Consider the following 25669-nt stretch of genomic DNA (forward strand, 5'->3'; position numbering starts at 1 on the left):
CAAAATAATATCATTTCAATAGAAAATTATGTCATCTAAGATCATTTACACAAAAACAGATGAAGCGCCTTTATTGGCAACGTATTCATTTCTACCTATCGTTCAAGCATTCGCAAAAACTGCTGATATTGAAGTCGAATTAAGAGATATTTCATTGGCAGGACGTATCCTAGCTAATTTAAACGAATATTTATCAGAGGACCAAAAAACTACTGATGCGTTGGCAGAATTAGGACAATTGGCAACTACTCCTGATGCAAACATCATTAAACTTCCTAATATTTCAGCTTCTATCCCTCAATTAAAAGGAGCAATCGCTGAATTGCAAAAAGCTGGATATAACATTCCTAATTACCCAGATGCACCTGCAAACGAGGAAGAAGAGAAAATCAGAGCTGCTTATGCTAAAGTTTTAGGATCTGCAGTAAACCCTGTTTTACGTGAAGGAAACTCTGACCGTCGTGCACCTAAAGCTGTTAAGAATTATGCGAAAGCTAATCCACACAGAATGGGAGCTTGGGCTTCGGATAGCAAGACGAGCGTAACTTCTATGCAAGATGGCGATTTCTACAGCTCAGAGCAATCATTGACCTTAGATGCAGACAGCCAGTTTAAAATTGAATTTGTTGCTGCAAATGGTGAAACGAAAGAATTAAAAGGTCTTGCTAAGTTGAAAGCTGGCGAAGTAATCGATTCTTCTGTTATGCATGTTGCTAAATTGAAAGAGTTTGTTGCACAAGCTATTCAGGAAGCTAAAGAAGCTGGGGTTTTATTGTCAGCTCACTTAAAAGCGACCATGATGAAGGTTTCTGACCCGATCATCTTTGGTGCTATCGTTGAAGTTTATTTCAAAGAGGTATTTGAAAAATATGATGCTCTTTTCAAAGAATTAGGTATCAACAAAAATAATGGCTTAGGTGAAGTATATGCAAAAATCGCAGGTACTCCGCAAGAAGCTGAAGTAAAAGCGGCTATCAATGCTGCAATTGCAAACGGACCTGATTTAGCAATGGTGAATTCGGATAAAGGAATTACCAACCTACATGTTCCTTCTGATGTTATCGTAGATGCTTCTATGCCAGCCATGATCCGTGTCGGTGGAAAAATGTGGGATAAAAATGGTGCTGAACGTGATACATTAGCTATCATTCCGGATAGATCTTATGCAGGAATCTATGAAGCAGTTATTGAAGACTGTAAAGTAAATGGTGCTTACGATCCTAAAACGATGGGTTCTGTTCCTAACGTTGGATTAATGGCTCAAAAAGCTGAAGAATATGGTTCACACGATAAAACTTTCCAAGCTCCTTCAAATGGCGTAATCAAAGTTGTAGACAACAATGGTAAAACCTTGATGGAACAACAAGTTGAAGAGGGTGATATCTTCCGTATGTGCCAAACTAAGGATGCTCCAATCCAAGACTGGGTTAAATTAGCTGTAAATCGCGCTCGCTTGTCAGCTACTCCAGCTGTATTCTGGTTAGATGAAAACCGTGCTCACGATAGAGAAATCATCAAAAAAGTAAATACTTACTTGGCTGATCACGATACTAATGGATTAGACATCCGTATTTTGTCGCCAATTGAGGCTACAAAATTCTCTATTGATAGAATCCGCAAAGGTGAGGATACTATTTCAGTTACTGGAAACGTGTTACGTGACTATTTAACTGACTTATTCCCAATCCTAGAATTAGGTACCTCAGCTAAAATGTTATCTATCGTTCCATTGATGAATGGCGGTGGTTTATTTGAAACTGGTGCTGGTGGTTCTGCTCCTAAGCACGTTGAGCAATTCTTGGAAGAAGGGTACTTACGTTGGGATTCATTAGGTGAATTCTTGGCATTACAAGCTTCTTTAGAACATTTAGCTCAAACACAAAATAATGAGAAATCTCAAGTATTAGCGGATGCCCTTGATGAAGCAAATGCTAAGTTCTTGGCTAATGATAAATCTCCAGCTCGTAAAGTTGGTCAAATCGATAACCGTGGTTCTCACTTCTATTTGGCTACTTACTGGGCAGAGGCTTTGGCTAACCAAACAAAAGATGCTGAATTGGCTTCTAAATTTGCTGGTTTAGCAAAAGCTTTAACTGAACAAGAAGCTAAGATCAATGAAGAATTGATTGCAGCGCAAGGAAAAGCTCAAGAAATCGGTGGATATTACTATCCAAACGATGAATTAGCTGCTAAAGCAATGCGTCCATCTGAGACTTTGAATGCTGCAATCGCTTCATTGTAGAATTTCAGAATAATATCAAAAGCCCTTGCTAATTATTAGCAAGGGCTTTTTTTTGTTGTTTTAGAAAATGATTCCACGGTATATTATTGCCATTTTGGGTATTATTCGTTATTTTTAGTTAGTAAAACAACATAAACCTATATCAATGAGCAATAACAGTAGAAGAAATTTTTTGCAGCGCAGTGCTTTGGGAGCTGCAGCAGTATTGACAAGTCCGAGTTGGTTAACAGCGAGTGCTGATTCTAAAGATCTGGATTTAGCAGACCAAAACAGTTTGAAATTAGGAATTGCCGGCTATAGTTTTGTTAACTTCAATTTGGATCAGTCCCTTGCCATGATGAAAAGAATGGATGTAAAGTATCTTTGCATCAAAGATTTTCACCTGCCTTTGAATAGTACTGCCGAACAGATCGCAGATTTCCATAAAAAACTGGCTGAGTCAAATGTTACTGGTTATGCTGTTGGTCCAATCTATATGAAGACCGAAGCTGAAATTGATAAAGCTTTTGATTATTGTAAGCGCGTTGGTGTGAATCTTATGATAGGCATTCCTGAAATCAAAGATCTTCCTTATGTGGCCAAAAAAGCTAAAGAAAACAATATAAAGTTTGGTATCCATAACCATGGACCTGAGGATAAGATCTATCCGAATGCTACCGTTATTTGGAACCACATCAAAGATTTAGATAAAAACCTAGGGATGTGTTTTGATATGGGGCATGATACTAGGGATGGGCAAGATGCCATTAAAGATTATGTGAAATACAAGGATCGCATATTCGATATTCACTTGAAAAATGTGACTGCTGCAGATGCTAAAGGTACAACCTGTGAGTTGGGTAGAGGGGTGATCGATATTCCTGCTTTTGTAAGGGCATTATTGAAGAATAAATATCCAGGATGCTGCAGTATAGAATTTGAAAAAGACATGAAGGATCCTTTGGCTGGAATTGCTGAGTCAGTAGGATATTTTAGAGGAGTGCTTAGCGCTGTCTAAGGATAAATTCCAAGATCATTTACAAAGGAATAATCAAATTGATTATTCCTTTTTGTTTTAATAATATTTTATGGGCATTTCATTTACATTTTTAATTGGGCTTATTGAAACTTAATAATTTATCAAATGTTTAATATTAAGCGTATGTTAAGTTATTTGAATCTAAAAATTAGGTAAATTAGCATATATAAACCTTTGTGTATGAAAATCATAATTCTATTATTGCTGAACATCATGTTCTTGCATAGTTATGCGCAAAGAAGTTTTTCATTGATTAATCCCAAAAAGAATTCCTTCAAATTTGATCTAAGCGGTAATCTGGTGATTATCCCTGTCAAAGTAAATGGGGTTGAACTTTCCTTTTTATTGGATACCGGTGTCAAAGAAACTATTCTCTTTGCCACTCCTCAGGATTCTGTCCCATTGGAAAATGTTTCCAAGGTTAAGTTTTCGGGTATTGGTATCGAAGATGGCGTTGAAGGGATTATGGCAGTCGGTAATGAGCTATTGGTCGGAAATACCTTGATCGATAGCTTGCATAATATTTACGTTGTGAATGGAGATGACCTTGACCTATCAAGTCATATCGGCGTGCCTATTAATGGAATTTTAGGAAGCCACTTTTTTGAAGATTACATGATTAAGGTCGATTACTTAAAGAAAAGGATAATTATTTATGACGCTTATGAATATCCAGAAAAGCTGACGGATAAATTTACAAGAATTCCTGTCCTACTTGAAAGGAGCAGACCTTATGTTCATATTGACGTTGATTTAGGAACCCGAAAAGTAGAAGATGCCAAGATGCTGGTGGACATGGGAAATTCAGATGGCATGTTGGTTTTTCCTTTTTTGCTTGATTCTTTTGAAGTCCATGAACCAAGTATATATGATTTTATCGGAAGGGGGTTCAACGGACTGATCTTTGGAAAGAGGAATAGGATAGAGGGTTTTGATTGGTCAGGTTTTTATATCAAGGAACCCATTGTTTCCTATCCAGACTCCAATGCTGTCCATGCAGCAAAGCTTGCCGTCAATCGCGTCGGTTCCATCGGTAACCAGGTCTTACAGCACTTCCATGTTCTGCTCAATTATCCAAAGAATGAAATCTATCTTAAGAAGAATAGAAATTTTGGAAAGAAATTCGAAATCAATATGTCTGGAATGGAGATCAAACATGATGGACTGGAATGGACCAAGAGAAGGATTACGACAAACATCGGTAAGAGGGACTCAGAAAACCCCAATTCTGGAATCAATGTTTACAATTATGAAGAATTCAAATATGAATTCACGCTGAGGCCAATCTATAAAATAGCAAGTGTAAGAGAAGGTTCACCGGCGGATTTAGCGGGAATAAAAGTGGATGATGAATTGCTTAAAATAAATGGTAGTAATGCCCAAAGTATGAAATTGAAGCAAATAATTGGGAAATTAATGCATAAAGATGGAGAGGAAATTCGATTGGTGCTTTTGCGGGGAACCGAGGAAGTCAAAGCTCAGTTTATTCTGAAGGATCCCATTCCTTTTAAGAAATATCAATAAAAAAGCCTTGAGATTCTCAAGGCTTTTTCTTTATTCGTTTACAACTCCCATTTTGCTGAATTTGTCGATTCGTTCAGCAACTAGTGTGTCTTTATCCTTAGCACCTAGAATAGTTAGGTCTGAAAGGATTTTGTTTTTTACGTTTAGTGCAGTAGCCTCAGGATCTTGATGTGCACCGCCGATAGGTTCTTCGATAATACCATCGATCAATCCATTACCAAGCATGTCCTCTGCAGTTAATTTTAAGGCCTCTGCGGCTCTTTCTTTCTGATCCCAGCTTCTCCATAAGATAGAAGAACAAGATTCAGGAGAGATCACAGAATACCATGTATTTTGCAACATATAAACTTTATCTCCGATTCCAATACCTAAAGCACCACCGGAAGCACCTTCACCAATAACGATACAGATAATCGGTACCTTCAGAACAGACATCTCAAGTAAGTTTCTTGCGATAGCCTCACCTTGTCCGCGCTCTTCAGCCTCTAAACCAGGATAAGCTCCCATAGTATCGATTAAAGTTACAACAGGTTTGTTGAACTTCTCAGCCATCTTCATCAGACGAAGCGCTTTTCTATATCCCTCTGGGTTCGCCATACCGAAATTGCGGAATTGACGCTCCTTGGTGTTCTTTCCTTTTTGGTGACCAATAACCATTACAGATTGACCGCCAATGGTAGCAAAACCACCTACAATAGCTTTATCATCACGTACATTTCTATCTCCATGCAACTCTATAAAGTCATCACAGATCAAGTCAATATAATCGAATGTTTGTGGTCTATCAGGATGTCTGGACATCTGAACTTTTTGCCAGCCAGTCATATTGCTATACACCTCAACTTTTGTTTGCTCTAGTTTTTCTTCCAATTCACGAACTGTTGCGCCCATATCTACTTTGGTTTTTTCTTCTACTTGTTTCACCTTTTCGATTTGCGTTTGTAGATCAGCAATCGGCTTTTCAAAATCAAATGTTGTTTCCATAATTACCTGTTTGGTGTCATTAAAGCGGTAGCTAAGTTACTTGTTTTTTAAGAATTATAAAATGTTATTTAATCATTAAGGAAAGATAAACACTGCCTAAAACTATTTAGTGGTTGATAATTAGCGATATAACAAAATCTAGTTCATTCTTGTTTTGTGTTGTATATAAAAAAATAATATATTCAAGACCATGAATGCAGCTGCCGCAGAAAATAAACCAAAAATTCCTTGGGTATTTATTGGAAAAGTCCTTCTCGTGATTATCATAATTGCTCTACATATCAATTTTGAATATGATATCGAGAAAAGGAAAATATTAGCCCAATTCCTAAAAGGGCTGTATTCCTTCTTGATCCCTAGTATCGTACTTTCCATGTTCCGCTTTATTGTGATCATGCTTTATAATGCACGTGATTCTCAAAAAAGGGAGCGAGGAAACTTTGTTCTAGGCATCAATAGGCTTACTGCTGTATTGAATACCGTATTTTTTGTAATAGCCATCATGACAGCCTTTGGAATCAATCCCAAAGACTTTATCACCAGCATAACCATTGTGGCGATGGCCATTGCCGTGATCTTTAAAGATTACATCACCAATATGATCTCTGGATTAATTGTGATGTTCTCTGAGCAATTGTCCGTAGGGGATAGGATTAAGGTGGGGGAGCACAAGGGTAGGATTATTGACATTACCTTTGCCAATCTTGTTTTACAAGATGAAGAAGACGATATCGTCATGGTTCCAAACAACTTGGTATTTACGGCTACTTTCATGAACCTATCTGCTCATCAATCCAGTCTTTTTACCGTTAAATTCGAACTTCCATTAGAAGTTTCCCTTCATATTGAAGAATTAGAAGAACATTTAAGACTGAGTTTGACAACACATCCGAACTTGGAAATCAAAGAAGATGAATTTCAGGTGAAGGTCTTAGAGATCGGAAAAGATTATGTTCGTTATAAATTGGATCTTTATGCTGTTACGAACAGCAATAGAATGCACAGGAACATTGAGAATGAGATTTTGAAAGAGATTATCAAATTCGAAAGGAATATCCTTAAATCTTCCTAACCTTTACACGCTTAATAAAGTGCTCTGAACCTTTCTTCAAGATCAGGTCAGCTCTATATCGGGTGGGAAGGATGTTTTCATGTAGGTTAGGCTTATTGATTTCATTCCAGATATGCTTTGCCATTTCAAAGCTTTCCTCTTCCGATAAATTCGCATACTTATGAAAATAAGAAGCAGAGTTTTGGAAAGCTGTGGCTCTCAGGGATTCAAAACGGTCGATATACCATTTCACGATATTTTTTTCATCAGCATCCACGTAGATGGAGTAATCAAAAAAATCAGAAACGAAGACCCCATTCTTTCTTGAATTAACCTGCAAAACATTGATACCTTCTACTATCAGAACATCCGGCTGAGAAATTACTAATTTTTCATTGCTCAATACATCATATTCCAAGTGGGAATATAAAGGTACAGTTACCTGAGATTTGCCTGATTTGATGTCCGCAAGAAACTGCATTAGTTTCTTGGTGTCATAGCTTTCAGGGAATCCCTTTCTGTTCAGGATATTGCGTTTTATTAACTCCTTGTTTGGATATAAAAAACCATCTGTTGTTACCAGTTCTACCTTTGGTTTATTTGGTAATAGCGAAAGGACTTTGGTCAAAACCCTAGCCGTAGTACTTTTACCCACTGCTACCGAACCGGCAATACCAATGATAAAGGGAAGTTTTTGATGGTTTCTCTTGAAAAAAACATTGCTCTTAGAGTGAAGCTCCTGGAAGTTATGGATATGAACCTCCAGTAAATGAGCCAATGGGATATAGATATCCTCAATTTCATCCATTGTCAATGGCTCATTTAGGGCATGCAATTGATCTAAATCTTTCTCTTGAATGGAATGGCTCAACTGACCATTCAACCTTTTCCATTGTTCTCGAGTAAAGTTTTGGAACGGACTTGTAAAAGTATGTTCGCTGATTAAGGGCATAGCAATTTATTTTTTCAAGTCGCAAATATACAATCAAGAAATGTCTTTTTCCTGCATTGTATCAATTAGATTACTTTCTATCACGATAGGGTTCATTAACATCTTATGCACGGGACATTTCTCACCTATGGCATATAATCTTCTTTTTTGTTCTTCATCCAAGTCGCCTTCGATAAAGATATTGCATTTGATATAAGTAGTTTGTTGCTGTTCACTCCTTTGTACCTCGCTTGATACCTTAATATCAATCTTGTCTACTTTCCATTCCTTACGGTTTGCATACATCCGCATGGTAATTGCCTTGCAGGCGCCCACCGAGGAAAGCAATAATTGAGTCGGAGCCAAACCTTTGTTTTGACCACCAACTTCAATGGGTTCATCTGCTAAAATATTTAAATCTTCATAGGAAATAGTCGTTGTATAACTAGTTTCTCCAATACTCACTAATACTTCATTTGCCATATATCTCTGTATCTTCTTCTAATAATCCTTTAATAATCAATGACCCAGTTGCTGGGTTGGTTGCCAATGGAACATTCCATAGATCACAAATGCGCATCAGCATCTGTATATCCGGCTCATGTGGATGCTTTCCAAGTGGGTCCCTAAAAAATATAATGCCTTGAATCTTCCCTTCGGCGGCCATAGCAGCTATTTGCGCATCACCACCTTTGGGACCAGACAATTTTAATTCTACTTCTAAACCAGTTTGTTGGATGTAGGAACCTGTTGTTCCTGTTGCCACGAGGTGGGCTTTGGATAGTCCTTGTTGATGATCTTTTACAAAAGCCACCATTTCGGCTTTTTTACCATCATGTGCAATTAAAGCTATTGTTTTTGCCATTTGAATTTTTTGTTTGCGTTCTGTTTTTAATCGCTTTGATAATATAACAAAAATATTTCTACAAGATTATTTTAAGGCTATTAAAATATCAAGTTTATAAGTATTAGTCGGAATTATGACTTTATTTTAAGGAAATCATAATTTTTCTCGTAGAAATTTCCAAACAGAGTTATGCTTTTTCTCTCCATTTTTCTCTTTTTCTGCGATGAGGTCCAAAACATAGGCGTCAAGCATATTTTCATTATCACTGATCAATTTGTCAGCCAAGGAAACTATCTTCTGGATATTTCCTGGAGAGGCTGCATCTAATGCAGGTTCTATAGAAGAAAGGTTGGAAGGTTCGATTCTTATATAATTTGAGGAATGTTGGACCGATCGAAACAATTGATGGAGGAAATAATCATTGCTTTCCGAGGAGCTACTAGTCATAATATCGACTAGGGCAGGTCCGATGGAAATTGCTTTCTGTTTTTTGAAATCCTCATATTTATAAGCGTTTTTAGCAATCCCAGTTCCTAAGGAAAGGATGTGGACATCATCGATTTTAAAGGTTTTGTAAGTCTTCAACACCTCCAACAAAGCCGATATCGCAGGGTTATGGGCAAATACACCTCCATCAACCAATGGATACCGAGTTCCAGCCAAAGAATATATCTCTGCAACAGAAAAATAGGTAGGCGCCGCTGAGGTCGCTCTACAAACATCTCTTAAAAAGAAATCCCGAGATTCTCCGTGTGAAATGGCTTTCTGCTGTCGGAAAAGATGGTTTTTGCGGAGTTCAATATTATAGGCTGTAATGATACAAGGTTTGATCAGTTCACATAGTTTTTGATCCCCGAAATAGCTTTCCAGCACCCGTTCTAGAACCTTTTCATCATAGAGTTCCGTCAATAAACCGAATTGGTTCAGGAATCGTCTCCAGCTGCTTGTTGTAAATATTTCAGTTCCATGTTTCAGGTAAATATCTAGGGCATCTTTGGCAGAGAACCTTGGTTTTGCTGGGTCCTTAGGGTCGGGGCAAAGTAAGATACTTATCAGAATTCCTCCTGTACTTGTTCCGGCGAAGAAATCAAAGTATTCCGAGAGATGGGCATTTGGGTTGCCTGAAGCTTTCTTTATTTTTTGTTCGAGGGATACCAGCATCATTCCGGGAATAATTCCTCGGATTCCACCGCCATCGATAGATAAAATCCTTTTCATTTTCGAGTTTGACCTAAGTTAGGGAAAGGAAATCAGAAAGGATAAATATTTTTCAATAAAAATGCCTTAAAGCTCATTAAAAGTAATATATTTGCAGCCACAAACAGGAGAGGTGTCAGAGTGGTCGAATGAGCAGACCTGGAAAGTCTGTATACGGGATGACTGTATCGAGGGTTCGAATCCCTCTCTCTCCGCCAAAGAAACAAAGCCCAATGATAGTTGGGTTTTGTTGTTTCAGGACACTTTTGCCAAACTTGTTTGAGCAAAAGTGTCCTGAAACAACAAAATGCCTGCGAAGCAAGGCAATTGTTTCTTTGAAGCCTCCCACCCAAAGGGAAGGTTCAGGGTTTGCGTGCGGGCCTTGTGGGGCTGAACCAATCCTTTTAAGGTAAAGAGTCCTGATAGTCTTCCTTTAAACTATACCAAACTTGTTTGAGAAAAAGAATACCAATAATGTTCCAATAATGATAACTATCAAAAATTTTTCTCAAATCAATAGCTAATAATCTTAACATCACATCAACTTCCAAACAACAATAAAAATTTCCTAATTGTCCTCTTTTATAAAAATAAAATCTTTATTTTAGTATCCATACGGAGACATTATTGCCAATGTATTATATTGAAAAAACGATTGAATTTGACAAATGGTTAAAAAAACTAAAGGATTTAACCGGAAAAGCAAAGATTCTTATCAGAATACAGAAAATTGAGAAAGAAGGTCATTTTGGCGATTGTAAACAAGTATGAGAAGGAGTAAATGAACTGAGAATTAATCATGCAAATGGTTATAGGGTTTACTTTACGGAACATAAAGATAAAATTATTCTTTTATTATTAGGTGGTAATAAAACATCCCAGAACCAAGATATAAAGAAGGCTAAACTAATTTTAAAAAACCTTTCAAAAAATAAAAAACACTAATTAAATACACATGAATACTTCAAAATTTGATGTTGCAGATTACCTTGACAGTAATGAGATGATTGTTGAATACTTAAATGCGATTTTAGAAGAAGGGAATGATGCTGATTTAATAACCGCAATTGGACATGTTGCAAAAGCAATGGGTATGTCTAAGATTGCAAAAGAAGCAGGGATGAGTAGACCTAGCTTATATAAGGCATTATCAGAAGGTGCAAAGCCGCAATTTGAAACTATTATGAAAGTGTTGAGGGTAATTGGAGCCCAATTAAAAATTGTCCCTTCTTCAACCTAATTCCATTTTTCTCTATATTCGTAAAACAATTCACACCCAAATCCATGAACCAAAATAAATATTCCCAATTCACAGACGAACAACTCCTTATTGAGCAAAAGAAATTAAAATCCACCAATCTGATCAATGCAATCTTAATAGGTGCAGCGATTGGCGTTGCAGCCTATAGTTTCTATAACAAGGGATTCAGTTTTTTCACACTCTTCCCTTTATTATTTGTGTATTGGTTTGTCAAATCCAAAAAGAGCACAAAGGAATTAGAAGACGAGATCAAATCAAGAAATCTATAATGTTTGAAAAATCTAAACCTTTTCTATTCAATTTCATCCTCCTGGTCGGCTTGTTTAGTCATCCCAAATACACGATTGCTCAATTAACGGATACCCCCATAATTCCATTCAATAAAGATCTTTCCATCACTATAGACGGCAACTTATCCGATTGGAACAATCAAAACAATCTATTTTGCGTAAATCAATTTATTTCCCCTTGGGGAAATCAAAACTTTGAGAGGACCATCTTCAAAGCTTTTCATGATGGATCCTATTTCTATTTCTACTTTGATATTAAGGATAATAATATCGTAGAAAAGAAATTCGAGAAAGAACAAGATGTAGGTAGAGGAGATAGAGGAGAGATATTTCTATCGGCATATTCAGATTTAAGGGAGTACTATTGCTTCGAAATATCGCCAAGTGCAAAGGTTTTGGATTATAGGGCAAGTCATTATAGAAAGTTTGATTATGGATGGGATTTAGAAAGTTTAGAAGTAAAGTCAAAAATCAATCCTGATGGCTATATTCTGGAAGGAAGGATTCCAATGGCTTTCATTAAAGGATTAATGGCTTCAAATTCCGAGCAAGGTCTTTATCTAGGCTTATTCAGAGGAGAATTTGATAGTTTGGAATGGAATGAGAAAACAATCAATTGGATTTCTTGGATCAGACCAACGAGTAAAAAACCAGATTTCCATATTCCATCTGCATTCAAAAAAGTGCAATTTGGACAGTAAAACATATTGTAAACTACTAATAAAATATTGGCAAGATAGACTTTAGAATTTCCGATGAAAATACCAAAGATACATGGGTTTATAGAAAGAAGGATTTTAGCCAATTATACCGCGGATCCTGAAGTCTTGAGCAAACTCTTGCCAGCTCCATTTAGGCCAAAACTATATAAAGGAAAAGCAATTGTGGGCATCTGTTTGATCCGGCTCAAATCTATCAAGCCGAAGGGTTTTCCTAACTTTATTGGAGTTAGTTCTGAAAATGCCGCCCATCGTTTTGCTGTGGAATGGACAGATGAATCCGGCCAAATTTGCGAAGGCGTCTATATTCCCAGGAGAGATACCAGTCTTTACCTCAACACTTTAGTAGGAGGTAGGGTTTTCCCAGGAAAACATCACTTTGCACAATTCAATATCCATGAGTCGAATGGAAATTACCATTTAGATGCCCGCAGTTCAGATCAAAATCATATTCAAATCGATGCCAGAAGTACTTCCGAATTAATCTCAGAATCTATTTTTGACAACCTTCAAGAAGTCTCCCAGTTCTTTGAAAAAGGATCCATTGGTTATTCACCTAATGGAAAATCATTCGATGGACTCAAGTTAAAAACCTACAATTGGGAGGTAAGTCCTTTAGAGGTACTAAACATAAAATCGACTTATTTTGATGATAAAAACCGCTTTCCTGAAGGCTCTATCCAATTTGATCATGCCGTATTAATGTTAAATATCGAACATGAATGGCAATCTCTGAAATCAATTTCCTGTCTTTAGTTGTTTTTGCTAAATAGAGGTAAATAGAACAAATATGAAACTAGATCCTATTATCGCCGTGCAAGATGTTCAAAAGAGTGCTGCTTGGTATAAAGACCTTTTTAATCTGCACAATAACCATGGAGGCGAACATTTCGCCGTATTTCAGGACTCAACTGGTGAAACTATTCTATGTCTGCACCAATGGGGCGAACATCATCATCCCTCTATGGTGAATCCGGATCTCGCCCACGGCAATGGCTTAATCTTATATTTCAAGACCAAGGATTACCAAGCAATCTATAATAGAGCTAATGATTTGGGCATACAAATGGTTGAAGATTTACATAAGAATCCCAATTCCCAAAAAATGGAATTCTCATTTTACGATCTCGATGGCTATTTTATCAGCATTACTGAAGATCATAATTATGAAGGTTAATTGATCTTTATCTTAAATATTAAAGGCCAGTTTTTGCCAGTAACAAACATAAATTTATTCTCAGGGTCCCAGGCAATCCCATTAAGCACCTTTTCAGGATCAGACTGAAAATCCTTGTCATAAAGTTGCAATACACCCTCAAAACTCATTTTTCCTACCACATACCCAGTTTTAGGGTCTATTTTATAGATGAAATCAGAACCCCATTGATTAGCATAGATGAAACCGTCTACATATTCCAATTCATTCAGGCTGTTCACAGATCCTAAGTTATCCTGTACTTTTAGTTCCTTTACGATTGCCATGTTCTCTGGATTGAGGTAATAAAGCGTGGAGGAGCCGTCACTCAAGATCAATGAGGTAGAATCATGGGTCAAGCCCCAACCTTCATTCTGCCAAGTATGGGTAGCAATAGGTTGCTTCAAGTTGTCCATATCAAAGGTAAAGATCTTATTGTTCAGGTAAGTCAGCTGGTATAATTTATTGTTTAAGATGGTGATCCCTTCACCAAAGATATCATTATCATAATTAGACTTCAGCACTTCAACCTTTGCCGACGAAGTATCAATCTTATTGATTCGGGTATGCTTTTCCAGCCCAGTTCCTTCGATCAGCTGTCCCTTATCAAAGATAAAACCTTGGGTAAAGGCTGATGTGTCATGAGCTAGGGTTCTAATGATTTGAAAGGTTAGGGGAGTAGGTTCTGGGATTGTGTTTTCTGAAGTGCTTTGAGTAGTTGTCGATTTTGATTCCTGCTGACAGGAAAAGATAAGGATCAGAGAGAAAAGTAATAGTGAAATAATGTGTGTTTTCATTCCCAATATTCATGTATAGATCCTAATATAAAGAAAATGCTCCTTATTATGCGTGTTCAAACACCTAGTTTACTTGTTTTTAATAAAATGAAACCAATTGTTAATATTAGTATCCAATTAATATATAAGTGCTCATTTTAATGATTCAGCGCAAACTGACTTTTTATGCTAATTACCTGCTAAAAATTCAAGGTTTTTTCAAATTTATCTTTTTCCTTTCAAAGCCGATAAACAAAGGTTTTACCTTAAATTTTATTGAAAAACAATAGATTAAAAAGTCAATTAATTCTATGAAAAAAAACAATAAATAAGGGACTAAAACATATTAGCAATGTTTTTCAATTTACTCGCTATTGTAGACCTAGGGCTACAAATTTTAATTAACAGCTCTAAAAAGATACTATTGATTTCAGGTAATCGAATTCCTGTGTATTTTTGTAGACCATAATTATATGGCACACAACTATTAAAAAAAATAATATAAAGGCATACAAAATTGCGGCTTTTTCTTAACTGATAGGAAAATTAGTTTTTTCTTTTTGGTTTTGAATGAAATCCGTGATGGAGGATAAAAAAGATGAAAAAGCAATACAAAACTCCCCGTGTTCATTTAGTTAAAGTACAAATGGAAGTCGACATCGCACTGGGGTCTGCAAAAGTATACCCTCAAAATGGAAACAATGTGGTTGAAGACCAATGGACCCAAGAGGAAGACGATAACAGAAATATCGATTGGTAATTACAATAATTGGATAGTAAAGAGAATATGAATAACATCAAAAAAAATATCAGTATGAAATTTAGTATTGGATTCTTGGCAGTCCTGATGCTTAGTTTTGGGTCTTGTAAAAGATCTGATGATCCAGTTGGGGGCAATGGAGAAGCTAAACTTAATGTTCAGATTGATGGGGTTTCCTTTGAGGAAGACAATATAGACTTCGACAAGAAAAGTAGTACAAACGGTTCAGTTGCGTCTGGTATAGTAAAAGATACTTCTTTGGTTTATGATGATTTTGTTGTGGATGTCAAAATGACCCAAGACAACGATAGATCAAATAGAACAGTAAGTAACCATACTGTTTACCGCGGTTCTGATGCTAATATGGCGGCTGCAGTAACAAAAACAACCGAACTGACAAAGGGTACTAAATATAGATTAGTGGCCTTCAACGCAGATGGTTCTTTTAATCAAGCTAAGGATTATACCTATGGCAACGAAGGGGCAACAAGTGGTATGAGCTTAGATGCCGGAAAAAAATATACTTTTGTCGCTTACTCAATCAATAGCGCAAATGATCCCTTACCGGATCTAGTTTATACCAATAGCGTAACAACTTTCGCCAACGCAAAATTGGTCGACGTATCCAAAGATTTAATGGTGTTTGTCCTGAAGGATAAACAGTTGACTTATGGAGACAATAAATTGGGCGTAATCTTGAAACATAGGTTTAGTATGATTACCACTCGCTTGACAATGGATTCGAAAATGACAGGTTCTATCAAGACCTTGGCAAATACAACTATTGGAAAAGTGGATGCTAGTGCTACCTTTAATTTCAATGGTGAAACAATTACTTACAAGAATAATCAGAGCACATTTGCTGCTATCAATTTCCCAACTTTAGGAACCGGATTAAGGGATGTTACCAGTTACCCTACATTGCTGATCAATCCAGCTGCAACCAACAAAACTTTGAATTTTGGAACCATTACCATCGATGATGAAACCAAAACAAACTTTTCAATTGCTAATATCCGAGTGAATCCAGGTTGTAAATATAATTTGAACTTGAATTTCAGGACATGTACCCAAGAAGTTAAATTGGCTGATGATGCACTGAATTGGAGATATCCTGAAACAGGTGATCGCAAAGGTTGTTATGATCCTAAGACTGGTGAAATTTGGAAAAACGGTACTCTATTGACGAAAACTCTTAGTGCTCCTGCTTCCAACTATGGCTTTACCTTTGATATCACAGAATTGGACAATGCGGTGAATATGGAAGTGAATGGTGTTAAGATATTAACCGATCCTAAAGAAGGGCAGATTCAATTTCAGACTTATGATAACACGGCAAATGGGGAAGGAATCATTACCCGTAATATCAAGTTTGCTGATGGAACCGAATATGGAACTGGTAATATTGGCAATATCTGGACTTTGAAGGGAAGCGCAGCTACTCCACTTATTAGAATCATTATCAGTAAAACTGGTGAAGTAACCATGTTAGGTAGTAAAACCAGCAATGGCCCATTAGTTCAATTGGTCTTAAAAGGTTCTTTGAAATTCAATAACGTGCCTTGGAAAACATCTGGTGTAAATACCATTAAAGTTACTCAAAAAGTATCCAATACGACATTCGTAGTAGGTAGAGGATACGGTCAAGCTAAAATCGCTTGTAAATAAAAGCAAAAGATTAATTTTTTTATAAACATAATTTGTAGTAGAAAGCCTGAGAAATCAGGCTTTTTTTATGGACCAACATTGTAGCATATAATAGAATTTAACCGTTTAGTTAAAATCCATTATAACTATTAAGCTTAAATAATATCAATTATGAAGAGAATTATGTTTTTAGCCCTAGCCATATTAATGTTTACGGCTTGCGAAAAAGACGATGAAGATGTTTCTACCTGCGCAAAAAAATTAAAAAGCCACTTCAAAAATGAATTACGCTGTAGCGAAAAGGGCGCCAATGAGACCAACCTCTTTAAGGGCACTTATAAAGGGGAAACAGTATATTTTGCGAATACTATTTGTATCTATTGTCTTACCGCTCCACCTGACTATGGCTATACATGTGACCTAAAAAAGATAGATTTTGAAAATTTCAATGATGTCAAAAATATTTCTGAAGTCTATAACAGCTGCAGCAAGAAATACACTGAATAAAACACCCCAAAGTCTAAATACTAACTACTCACTACTAACTACTAATAATAAAACCCCATGAAAAACGTGATTATCCTTTTAATCCTTTTTGTAGGAATGAGTTCTTGCGGGAAAGATGAAATTGTAGAAGACCGTACAAAAGCTTCTGCCTGCTTATTAAAAATGAGAGACTATTTAGCCAAAGAACTTTATTGTAAGGAAGATGCCAAAACCCCTTATTCTTCCAATTTAGTCAGGGCAAGTTATGAAGGGAAAATTGTTTATTATAGCCAAATTTCATGTGCAGAATGTCTGGTTGTAGCAGCGGAAACTGGATATACCTGTGACCTCGAAAAAATCAATTTTGAAGATCCAAGGAAAATATTGGACAGAAAATTTGTCTTTGATAGCTGTACCAAACAATATTCTGAATAAAACTTTGGTTAATGCATCAGATTTAGCCAGATTCCCTAAAATTTCTATTTTTGTGTATACATGAAAAAAGAAATCATAATTGACGGAAGCCGAATCCACGATAAAACCAGCTTTTACGAAGAAATAAACCGGAAGTTTATGCAAAATGAAAGCTGGCAATTAGCAGAAAGTCTAGATGCATTTGATGACCTCTTGTATGGAGGTTTTGGCGCAATTCGTGAAAAGGAGGAAATCCGCCTGATTTGGGAATGTTTTGAAGCTAACCGACAGTCATTAGGAACTGAGTTTACCATAAATTATTATCAAGAAAAATTAGCGCATCCCGAAGATTTCGATTCTTCCGTTATTCATAAACGTTTAAATGAATTAAAAGCAGGGAAGGGGCAAACCTATTTCGAAATCCTCGAAGAAATTATTTCAGAACATTCCAATATTGAATTGATCAAAAAATAAAGGAATAGGGACATTTGTGAAGGATAATTCTGCCTGAATAGGGCAGTTTGGCGCAAAAAAGATATCCTTTCTGCCGGCAACCTGAACACGAATGTTCTCGGAACCATGGTTTTTATTATCCTCAACCCGGTCATGATGAGAGGTAAAATTTGAGCTAAATTTATTGGAAGGTGATGACAGGAAAGTGGAAGGCAAAAAATGTTTTTTAAATTTTTGAGATACAACCCCTTTAGGGGTTCAATTATTTTAGCAGACATGGCACGTTAGCCTGAAAGTCGCGCAAAACCAATTTTCGATTAATCGAACATCGGGTTTGCATTAACCCGATATAGTTCAATACCAATTCTAAAATAATTCATCCCCGCTGGGGATGTTTGGCGGCTAGAAATATCTTCTGGTAAATAAATATGGGTCTGAATGGCTAGAAACACAGTTCTAACAAACTTGGTTAATTGGTAGGCACGAAACATCTCAGATCCATACTTATTATTGTCCGCAAGCCGATCATGTTGAGGAACGAAACATCTCAGAGCCATACAAACCATTATTGTATTGGCGTACAGGTCCTTGATCTTCGATCAAGGATGACAGGAAATTGTAGGAAATTATCGTACAGATTCTTCACTAATCGTTCAGAATTAGAATTGCTCCTGAGAGGGATTCAGAACGAAGCGAAGAATCTATTTTTTTTAATGCCGATAAAGATGATTTTTTGAAAAAGATTTCACCCCCGCTAGGGGTTATCCCTTGGACGTTTCGACCTTTCTACAAAGATTTCACCCCTTCCAGGGGTTTTCCTACAAACAAACATTTATCCTTCCGCAGGAAGTCCTTTAGCCCCCGGCTCATTTCCAGTGGCGGAAAAATGGAAAGAATGCCGATGACTTGTGCGATGGGATTGGCCTTGGAATGCTTTCAAAAAATTCTCCATCAAAAAGGAGAATTTTGAAGGAAGATATTCCCGACAACAAGGCATTCTTTTCATGTGCGAGGGGTTGTGCGAAAAGCCACCTTAAATGGGCCGAAGGTTTTTGGTTACTTTTGGGCTCCAAAAGTAACATTAGGATTGGTATCCGTGAGCTCCTTCGTCGGTTTGGTTACTTTTGGGCTCCAAAAGTAACAAAGAGAATACTCAAGCCTTGGAAATCATTACAAGAAACCATTTCAAATGATTGTGGATACTTCCGAGACCCTTCGGCGGAGCCTTCAGCGTGACACAAAAAGAATATGGTAAAACATTGCACCCCCGATAGGATTTATCCTACTGCCCTCCGCATTAAAATATCCGTCTGTTCATCACTACCCAACTGAAAAATATGCTTATCAAATTCCTCAAATCCATTTTTCTTATAGAAGCTAATCGCACGAGCATTTTCTTCCCATACCCCTAACCAAATGGTGGGGACCCTTAAGCTTTTAGCGGTTTCAAGTGCTTTAAAGAATAGTAATTGGCCCACTTGCTTGCCATGATGGCTGGCATATACATAGATCCGTTCAATTTCAATATGGTCCTCTAACTTAAATTCAGTTTGTGCTTGTCCAATATTCAGTTTCAGATATCCAACAGGGTGTCCTTGATCCCAAGCAATGTAAAAGATGGATTCTAGGTTTTTTAATTCATGATGGACCTGGTTTTCAGAAAAACGATCATTAATATAGGTAGACATATCCGATTCGGAATTTCTGGATGCAAATGTTTCAAGGAATGTTTCTCGACCAATTTTTTGAATAATGAGCAAGTCATCAATAGATGCTACTTTGATTTCAATCATAATATTAAGTCCTGGGAGCCTAAATGTATCGAATTATATGCAATTTGGATAGTTGAAATCCAAGTTATGACGCTAATATTATAGTTTAATCCAACAATTTCTTGTAAATATTATAGTTCTCTTCATCAAAACAGATAAATTTCACTTCTGCAATTGATTCATCTTCAGATAAATAATCTTTTACAGCCTGAATAGCTTTTTTTGCAGCTCTTTCTTTAGGAAAACCATAAATACCGGTACTGATATTAGGGAATGCTATACTTTTTAGATTATTTGCACTCGCCAAAACTAAACTATTGTGGTAAGCATTATACAATAGTTCATCCTCCTTATGGTTACCATCTTTCCAAACAGGCCCCACGGCATGGATCACAAATTTACAAGGTAAATTTCCCGCATGGGTAATGACTGCCTCTCCGGTCTTACAACCGCCTTGTCGGTTTCGGATCTTTTGGCATTCTTCCACTAAAGTAGGTCCTGCTGCACGATGAATCGCACCGTCCACACCTCCGCCACCCAATAAGGAAGTGTTCGCAGCATTGACAATGGCATCCTCTTGGCATTTGGTAATATCCCCCAATTCCAATTTTATTTTATCCCTCATATTTTCAATATACCTTTATGGATGAATCAATTAGGAAAAGAATTGTTTTGTTTATTTTATACTTCAAAAAAATTCTAAGCTTCCAAAAACCAATTTACATTTAATTTGTTTCAAAAATATCTGAAACATTAAAACTGTTATAACGCACATCGCAATACAACCATAAAATTGCAGATTGACTCTTTTCAGAAATTAGTTTACAATGTATTGTCAATTTGCATAAGATTATACCCCAAGCTATTGGGGTATAATTGTTTATTAGCCACCGACACACAATTCTATTTCTAGATATGGCTATGATCAAAAAATGTGTTTTATTATTAAATAATTATTATTTTCAACTGAAATCTACCTTATAAATATGTGTTATCATGTTGGTTCTCCAAGCAAATCAGAATTAAAAAACAAACTTCCCAAAAAGAAGATCTATTACCCGAATGAAAATGAAATTTTCCATATATCGGGATTTACTAGACCATACCTTCCTGTTACCTTAAATAAAGATTCAGACTCAGTGATTGAAGCGAGGTGGAAGCTGATTCCAGGTTGGGTAAAAAACGAAACCGATGCCGGTAAATATGCAAACACCCTCAATGCAGAGGCTGAAAGTATTTTTGAAAAAGCTAGCTATAAGAATTACATCCTTAATAATCGCGGTTTATTGTATGTTACTGGTTTTTATGAACCGCATAAAGTCGCTGGTAAAAAAGAATCTGAGAATTACTTTATTTATACTCCAAACCGTGAAATCATCAGTCTAGGTATCGTATATTCCGACTTTACTGATCAGGAAACCGGAGAAACTTATCCAACTTTTTCCGTAATCACCACGGCTGCAAATAAACTCCTTGAAGAGGTACATAATGAAAAGAAACGGATGCCCCTTGTTATTCCTGAAGATTCCCGGGATGCTTGGTTATTCGCCCAGGGCAAAGATGAAATCAAGCAATTGATGATCCCTTATCCAATGGAACTAAATGCACATCAGGTATATCGCGTTACAGGCGATCGGACTGGAAATACCAATCGTCCCGATATCCAAAAACCTTGGTCAGGACAGACTTCTTTATTTTAAGCCATCTTATGAAAACAAAAAATCTATATCTTCTTGGATTAATCTCTATAGCTTTTTTAGGGGGATGTACAGTAACCCAAAAGATGAAGGACAAACCTTATGTACATATCCAAAAAGAAGATAGAGCACAGAAAAAATGGAAGTTAGTGTGGGAGGATAATTTCGAAGGAACAGCGATTGATTCTACAAAGTGGTCCAGGATTCCCAAAGGTGAATCCGATTGGAATCGGCACATGAGTACATCAGATGCTGTATTTCGGATGGAAGACGGAAAATTGGTATTACTGGGAATCAATAATCCAGATCAATCATCAGATCCAAGACCATTTATTACAGGTGGAATCTGGAGCAAGAATAAATTTGCCTTTCAATATGGTCGTATAGAAATTAGGGCCAAATTGGGCAGTGCACAAGGAGCATGGCCAGCCATGTGGATGTTAGCCGAATTGGATAAATATGGTAAATATCCTATGAACGGGGAAATAGATATCATGGAACACTTAAACTATGATAAAATTATCTATCAGACCACCCATTCTCATTATACCCTAAATCTTGGGCAGCAAGACAATCCACCGCATTCAGGAACAACTGCCATCGAACCATCTGAATTCAATGTTTTTGGAATTTCTTGGTATCCTGACAAAATAGTCTTCCAGCTCAATGGAAAAGATACATTTACTTATCCAATGGTAGAAGGAGTGGATGCATCTCAATGGCCTTATGATCAACCATTTTTTATCCTGATCGACCAGCAGTTGGGCGGTAATTGGGTAGGGAAGGTAGACCAAGGTCAGTTACCAGTTGCTATGGAAATTGATTGGGTTCGAGTATACCAATAAATAAATTTCAACATAAAAAAGCGGCCAAATATTATATTTGGCCGCTATCTTAAAATTATATCCTGTTATTTAATGGGGCTATTCTTAATTAGGACAGTTTATCCTTTTTCTACCATAACCTTTACCAATCACAATTGTTCTACCGTCAACTTTCTGACTTACCACAACGGTGTTTGGACCTGTAGCGCTCCAGTTAACTTTGTTGAATTGTTTGCCACCTTTCAAACGCAATGGAACTAATGGTCCTTCGTTAGTCTTGCTTCCTAGCATGGTTACCTCACCAGTTCTACTGATCATGATACGGATCAATGGTTTTTCCAAAGTACCTTTTAGGTGGAAAACCTCATTAATACCATTTGTTGCATATTCAGTTCCATCTTCAAATGCTATATTTCTTTGCGTTCCAAGTTTTGTATTCGTCTGGAATTGAATTTGGTCTGAGAAGCTAGTTCCAAAAATATACTGATTATTTACGCGCATATTCAAGGCATTATCTAATTCGGTTATATCAAATTGGAAACCATAGTTTGCCTGTGGTGCACTGAATGAATTGGTAATAATCTCATTGTTTTTAATTCTCTTACCGTCTTTAATGATACCAATATGATTTACCAAGCCATTCCAGAAATCCCAAGTTGTCCACGTTGCCTCTTCATATCTCCAGTTCAATGCATCCGAAGTTACATTTTGTGTACATGCTCTGAATCGTAATACTAAATTGTATTTATGTCCAGGGGTAATCTTTACATTCTTAACTTCAATTCCTGTTTTTGTTTCTGCATCTAGAGTAATGGATCCAAAAGTAAAGATGGCATCCGTAACACTCTTGCTGATCAAGAAGGTAGGATTACTGGTAATGGTTCTTAATCCCGGAGTAATAGCTGGGAAAGTCACATTAGTTTGACCATTGGCATTTGGGAAACTCAAGCTTTCATCACTGAATTTTAATGATCCACTAGCCTTAGTCGGAGAGAAACGGGTATTTGAAATCGCTTCAATTGATCCAGTCATACTATCATCCATTTCGATGGTGGTAGTAATCTGGCTGAATTTATGTACTAATATAGCGTTCAAATTATTGTCTCCATGGTTCAACGTTAAGGTCTTTTTAAAGAACATTAAATCACTGGAAATATTACTCAAACTTGCTGTACTTAAACTTCCTTGGTTACTAGCATCCGGTAAGTCTGAAGTACTGTTTACTGAATAAACAACAAATGTATAAGTCTCTCCAGCGTTCAATTGGATTCCACCTGTGGTAGGTTCGCTACCATAGATATAATCGTAATTACCTTTATGCGCGCCGCCATTATCGTAAACCATAATACGGTACTTAACCCCAGGGGTCAAAGTATTCGTTACAGTTTGGGTAGCAGCTTTAGCGGCATTGTTTGATCCTGATGTACCTCTTATTGCTGAAGGTTCAACATCACGGATCACCATAACTTCCATACTCATGTTGTCGCTGATCTGTACATTCGACAATTGAACATTAGATTCTTGTACTCTAGTAGTTGATTTATTGCTTCCGTATGCTATTCTTTCCTCTTCAGGTGAGCCAACTGAAAGTTTTACCTTCACGGTCGTCAGTTCTCCAGAAACAGAGTCAGAATCTGATTTTTTACAAGATTGAAAGCTAAGTAGCAGAATTGCTATAAAGAACATACTTTTTAATCTAGCCATCTTGTTCAGTAGTGTAAATTCCATTTTGTAGGTTTTTATTAATCTTTGTGTGTTTGATTTACCAATCGATATTTCTTGTTTCCTGATCGTCTTGGTACCATTGGTCCATCATCTCATTTTCATTGTTATGAGGGCGAACAAATGCTGATCCTGAAGCTATACCTTCTTCAAGATGGATATCGAGAATCTCGATTTTTGGACTCATGTAAGTTTTATCCATAATGCTTTGCACCTAGTTAGTGATACTTTAATAAATTTTAGAATTACGCGTTAATAGTTAGTGATTTTCGGTATATTCTAATGTCTCCTATTTGAAAACATTGTAAAAATACGCAGTAAAATCATTTTCTCTATTGAAGTAGATATGCGGATTGGCAGTTAATTTTAAATTGTCGTTTCATTACTACACAACACTATTGATATGTGGTAATCTTTCCTGAAGCGTAGAAATGATATTTTAAATAACTATAAATAATTGACTGAAATGGATAAAGTTACGAACCGCAATGATGTGAATTAAGTGCTGAAATCAGGATGATTTTTTGATGAAAATATCGGCATTAAGCGAGATATATATTCTAGTCTGCTTCGAGATTCATTCGAGGCATGTTCGGGGAATAAGTTAAACAGTTTTGGAGATTTCGGAATATGTCTCGAATAAGGTCGAAGGGAAATTTGAATTTTTTGAAAGATTGAAAATTTTCTTAATGTGAAATTTTAGGGAAGTGAGGGGGATATTATAAAATATTTTTTTTAGGCGTACGATGATAAGGATTTAGGTTCTTTATTTATCGTTCCTTGCGTTTAAAATTTGATCTAAATTTAATGGAAAAAGATGAAAGATTAGGGCCAATTTCATTTGTTTTTTTTTGTTCATGTTGAGGCACGAAACATCTCGGAACGATCCACAATCATTTGAATTAGTTTCCTCATCTTACGATAGCGGAATGACACCGATTCTAAAAAATATAAAAAAATAGATTCTTCACTGTGCTCTGAACCCCTCTCAGGAAACGTCCAATTCTGAACGAATAGTGAAGAATCTGTACGGATCCCCTTCCACAGACTCTGTCATGCTGCACCGAAGGTGCAGGAACTGTACGCCAATACAATTGCTAGCTTGCCTTTCTTGTCTAAATTCTGAAATGTTCCGAGTCACTTCCTGCGTACCTATGACACGTTTGTTAAATCTGTGTTTTTTGGTTTAGACCTATATTTATTTACCAGAAGAATATTTTTTATCCGCCATACATCCCCAGCGGGGGATGAATTATTTTAGCATGGATGGTAAACTATAAAGGGTTAATGCAAAAACGATGTTCGAATAATCGAACATCGTTTTTGCGCGACTTCCAGGCTAACGTACCATATCTGCTAAAATAATGGAACCCCGATGGGGTTGTATCTCTAAAATTTTTAAAAAAAACTTGCCTTCCACTTTCCTGTCAACACCTTCCGATAAATTTAGCCCAAATTTTTACTTTTCAGGGTGACAAAAGAAAGGGGTTTTTAGCTTAACTTAATGACCCAGCCCGCTGAGGTTTTTCAATCTAAACAAATATTTTCACCCTCCAAAAGGCCACTTTTGGCAATAGGTTTAATTCCCTTGAGAATAGCTGCTTGATAAGTTAATGAGAAAATAATTCAATAAGCTTTTTCCTTGCCTAATCTATTATTTTTAGGAATAAGTATATCTTGGGAGTTATAGGTCTAAATACTAACTACTAAATACTGTTATACTAAAAAAGCCGCTCAAAGCGGCTTTTTTCTGTACCTAGGGCGGGAATCGAACCCGCACTCCCTTAACGGGAACAGGATTTTAAGTCCTGCGTGTCTACCAGTTCCACCACCTAGGCAACTGAGCGAAAGACGAGATT

General features: G+C 36.7%; 27 protein-coding genes, 2 tRNA genes and 1 pseudogene. 19 read left to right on the forward strand and 11 right to left on the reverse strand.

Translation table 11 applies throughout. From position 1 onward, the window contains the following. Positions 1-28 precede the first annotated feature (28 nt). The 3 genes from ACK2WI_RS02290 to ACK2WI_RS02300 all read left to right on the forward strand — a co-directional run bounded on the left by ACK2WI_RS02290 (position 29) and on the right by ACK2WI_RS02300 (position 4784). Positions 29-2242 carry an NADP-dependent isocitrate dehydrogenase gene (locus tag ACK2WI_RS02290; protein WP_312697138.1) on the forward strand — a complete coding sequence of 738 codons (2214 nt, stop codon included), beginning with the start codon at positions 29-31 and terminating at the stop codon, positions 2240-2242. A 145-nt stretch (positions 2243-2387) separates the two neighbouring features. After that, positions 2388-3239 carry a sugar phosphate isomerase/epimerase gene (locus ACK2WI_RS02295; RefSeq protein WP_312697139.1) on the forward strand — a complete coding sequence of 284 codons (852 nt, stop codon included), beginning with the start codon at positions 2388-2390 and terminating at the stop codon, positions 3237-3239. Between the two features lie 201 nt (positions 3240-3440). Further along, the gene (locus tag ACK2WI_RS02300; RefSeq protein WP_312697140.1) at positions 3441-4784 is read left to right on the forward strand and encodes a PDZ domain-containing protein; all 1344 of its coding nucleotides are present in this window, start codon (positions 3441-3443) and stop codon (positions 4782-4784) included. Positions 4785-4814: 30 nt separating this feature from the next. Here ACK2WI_RS02300 and ACK2WI_RS02305 read toward each other — a convergent pair whose 3' ends face one another. Continuing rightward, entirely contained in the window at positions 4815-5768 is a 954-nt protein-coding gene (locus tag ACK2WI_RS02305; protein WP_312697141.1) for an acetyl-CoA carboxylase carboxyltransferase subunit alpha, read from the reverse strand. Between the two features lie 190 nt (positions 5769-5958). On the opposite strand from ACK2WI_RS02305, the gene ACK2WI_RS02310 reads away from it, so the two are divergent. Beyond that, entirely contained in the window at positions 5959-6840 is an 882-nt protein-coding gene (locus tag ACK2WI_RS02310; protein WP_093096218.1) for a mechanosensitive ion channel family protein, read from the forward strand. Here ACK2WI_RS02310 and coaA read toward each other — a convergent pair. From coaA to ACK2WI_RS02330, 4 genes are all read right to left on the reverse strand, one after another. After that, positions 6827-7771, reverse strand: a complete 945-nt coding sequence (coaA, locus tag ACK2WI_RS02315) for a type I pantothenate kinase (RefSeq protein WP_093096220.1) — start codon at positions 7769-7771, stop codon at positions 6827-6829. The genes ACK2WI_RS02310 and coaA overlap by 14 nt on opposite strands. Positions 7772-7804: 33 nt before the next feature. Further along, the gene (locus tag ACK2WI_RS02320) at positions 7805-8233 is read right to left on the reverse strand and encodes an OsmC family protein (protein ID WP_312697142.1); all 429 of its coding nucleotides are present in this window, start codon (positions 8231-8233) and stop codon (positions 7805-7807) included. Beyond that, positions 8223-8615, reverse strand: a complete 393-nt coding sequence (locus tag ACK2WI_RS02325) for a methylglyoxal synthase (protein ID WP_093096223.1) — start codon at positions 8613-8615, stop codon at positions 8223-8225. Before ACK2WI_RS02325 ends, ACK2WI_RS02320 begins: the two co-directional genes overlap by 11 nt. 135 nt (positions 8616-8750) lie before the next feature. Continuing rightward, positions 8751-9815 carry a patatin-like phospholipase family protein gene (locus ACK2WI_RS02330; protein WP_093096224.1) on the reverse strand — a complete coding sequence of 355 codons (1065 nt, stop codon included), beginning with the start codon at positions 9813-9815 and terminating at the stop codon, positions 8751-8753. A gap of 106 nt (positions 9816-9921) precedes the next feature. Between ACK2WI_RS02330 and ACK2WI_RS02335 the strand changes: the two genes are divergently transcribed. From ACK2WI_RS02335 to ACK2WI_RS02365, 7 genes and pseudogenes are all read left to right on the forward strand, one after another. Then, a tRNA-Ser gene (locus ACK2WI_RS02335) sits at positions 9922-10012 on the forward strand. A 565-nt stretch (positions 10013-10577) separates the two neighbouring features. After that, a pseudogene (locus tag ACK2WI_RS02340) lies at positions 10578-10739 on the forward strand (hypothetical protein); the annotation flags it as partial. 10 nt (positions 10740-10749) lie between these two features. Continuing rightward, positions 10750-11034 carry an addiction module antidote protein gene (locus ACK2WI_RS02345; protein WP_312698160.1) on the forward strand — a complete coding sequence of 95 codons (285 nt, stop codon included), beginning with the start codon at positions 10750-10752 and terminating at the stop codon, positions 11032-11034. A gap of 44 nt (positions 11035-11078) precedes the next feature. Continuing rightward, a complete protein-coding gene (locus tag ACK2WI_RS02350) occupies positions 11079-11324 on the forward strand; it encodes a hypothetical protein (protein WP_312698159.1) in 246 nt (81 codons plus the stop codon). Then, positions 11324-12046 carry a sugar-binding protein gene (locus ACK2WI_RS02355; RefSeq protein ID WP_409149631.1) on the forward strand — a complete coding sequence of 241 codons (723 nt, stop codon included), beginning with the start codon at positions 11324-11326 and terminating at the stop codon, positions 12044-12046. The genes ACK2WI_RS02350 and ACK2WI_RS02355 overlap by 1 nt, the downstream gene beginning before the upstream one ends. Before the next feature lie 54 nt (positions 12047-12100). Continuing rightward, on the forward strand, positions 12101-12820 hold the full coding sequence (locus tag ACK2WI_RS02360) for a DUF2071 domain-containing protein (RefSeq protein WP_312698157.1): 720 nt from the start codon (positions 12101-12103) through the stop codon (positions 12818-12820). A 34-nt stretch (positions 12821-12854) separates the two neighbouring features. After that, a complete protein-coding gene (locus tag ACK2WI_RS02365) occupies positions 12855-13241 on the forward strand; it encodes a VOC family protein (protein WP_312698156.1) in 387 nt (128 codons plus the stop codon). Here the strand turns inward: ACK2WI_RS02365 and ACK2WI_RS02370 are convergent. Further along, entirely contained in the window at positions 13238-14056 is an 819-nt protein-coding gene (locus ACK2WI_RS02370; RefSeq protein ID WP_312698155.1) for a glutaminyl-peptide cyclotransferase, read from the reverse strand. The genes ACK2WI_RS02365 and ACK2WI_RS02370 overlap by 4 nt on opposite strands. 577 nt (positions 14057-14633) lie before the next feature. Here ACK2WI_RS02370 and ACK2WI_RS02375 point away from each other — a divergent pair. From ACK2WI_RS02375 to ACK2WI_RS02400, 6 genes are all read left to right on the forward strand, one after another. After that, the gene (locus ACK2WI_RS02375) at positions 14634-14795 is read left to right on the forward strand and encodes a hypothetical protein (protein WP_157739477.1); all 162 of its coding nucleotides are present in this window, start codon (positions 14634-14636) and stop codon (positions 14793-14795) included. Between the two features lie 54 nt (positions 14796-14849). Then, the gene (locus ACK2WI_RS02380) at positions 14850-16463 is read left to right on the forward strand and encodes a hypothetical protein (protein WP_409149634.1); all 1614 of its coding nucleotides are present in this window, start codon (positions 14850-14852) and stop codon (positions 16461-16463) included. A gap of 150 nt (positions 16464-16613) precedes the next feature. Further along, a complete protein-coding gene (locus tag ACK2WI_RS02385) occupies positions 16614-16949 on the forward strand; it encodes a hypothetical protein (RefSeq protein WP_312698153.1) in 336 nt (111 codons plus the stop codon). A gap of 57 nt (positions 16950-17006) precedes the next feature. Then, positions 17007-17363, forward strand: a complete 357-nt coding sequence (locus ACK2WI_RS02390) for a hypothetical protein (protein WP_312698152.1) — start codon at positions 17007-17009, stop codon at positions 17361-17363. Positions 17364-17423: 60 nt separating this feature from the next. Then, positions 17424-17816, forward strand: coding sequence for a barstar family protein (locus tag ACK2WI_RS02395; RefSeq protein ID WP_312698151.1), 393 nt, complete (start codon positions 17424-17426; stop codon positions 17814-17816). Positions 17817-18761: 945 nt separating this feature from the next. Then, on the forward strand, positions 18762-19031 hold the full coding sequence (locus ACK2WI_RS02400) for a hypothetical protein (RefSeq protein ID WP_409149637.1): 270 nt from the start codon (positions 18762-18764) through the stop codon (positions 19029-19031). Positions 19032-19072: 41 nt separating this feature from the next. Here ACK2WI_RS02400 and ACK2WI_RS02405 read toward each other — a convergent pair whose 3' ends face one another. Beyond that, positions 19073-19588 carry a GNAT family N-acetyltransferase gene (locus ACK2WI_RS02405; RefSeq protein WP_312698530.1) on the reverse strand — a complete coding sequence of 172 codons (516 nt, stop codon included), beginning with the start codon at positions 19586-19588 and terminating at the stop codon, positions 19073-19075. Between the two features lie 85 nt (positions 19589-19673). After that, positions 19674-20192 carry an O-acetyl-ADP-ribose deacetylase gene (locus ACK2WI_RS02410; RefSeq protein ID WP_312698529.1) on the reverse strand — a complete coding sequence of 173 codons (519 nt, stop codon included), beginning with the start codon at positions 20190-20192 and terminating at the stop codon, positions 19674-19676. Between the two features lie 361 nt (positions 20193-20553). Here ACK2WI_RS02410 and ACK2WI_RS02415 point away from each other — a divergent pair, with 361 nt between their 5' ends. Together ACK2WI_RS02415 and ACK2WI_RS02420 are read left to right on the forward strand one after the other, a co-directional pair. Further along, a complete protein-coding gene (locus ACK2WI_RS02415; protein WP_312698528.1) occupies positions 20554-21267 on the forward strand; it encodes an SOS response-associated peptidase family protein in 714 nt (237 codons plus the stop codon). Positions 21268-21275: 8 nt separating this feature from the next. After that, positions 21276-22109, forward strand: coding sequence for a glycoside hydrolase family 16 protein (locus ACK2WI_RS02420; RefSeq protein WP_312698527.1), 834 nt, complete (start codon positions 21276-21278; stop codon positions 22107-22109). 84 nt (positions 22110-22193) lie between these two features. Here ACK2WI_RS02420 and ACK2WI_RS02425 read toward each other — a convergent pair whose 3' ends face one another. From ACK2WI_RS02425 to ACK2WI_RS02435, 3 genes are all read right to left on the reverse strand, one after another. Further along, positions 22194-23816, reverse strand: coding sequence for a hypothetical protein (locus ACK2WI_RS02425; protein WP_312698526.1), 1623 nt, complete (start codon positions 23814-23816; stop codon positions 22194-22196). Positions 23817-23850: 34 nt separating this feature from the next. Beyond that, positions 23851-23997, reverse strand: a complete 147-nt coding sequence (locus ACK2WI_RS02430; protein WP_169918993.1) for a hypothetical protein — start codon at positions 23995-23997, stop codon at positions 23851-23853. 1566 nt (positions 23998-25563) lie between these two features. Beyond that, positions 25564-25648, reverse strand: a tRNA-Leu gene (locus ACK2WI_RS02435). Positions 25649-25669 lie beyond the last annotated feature (21 nt).

Source organism: Sphingobacterium sp. BS-2 (assembly GCF_046161205.1).
GTDB lineage: Bacteria > Bacteroidota > Bacteroidia > Sphingobacteriales > Sphingobacteriaceae > Sphingobacterium > Sphingobacterium mizutaii.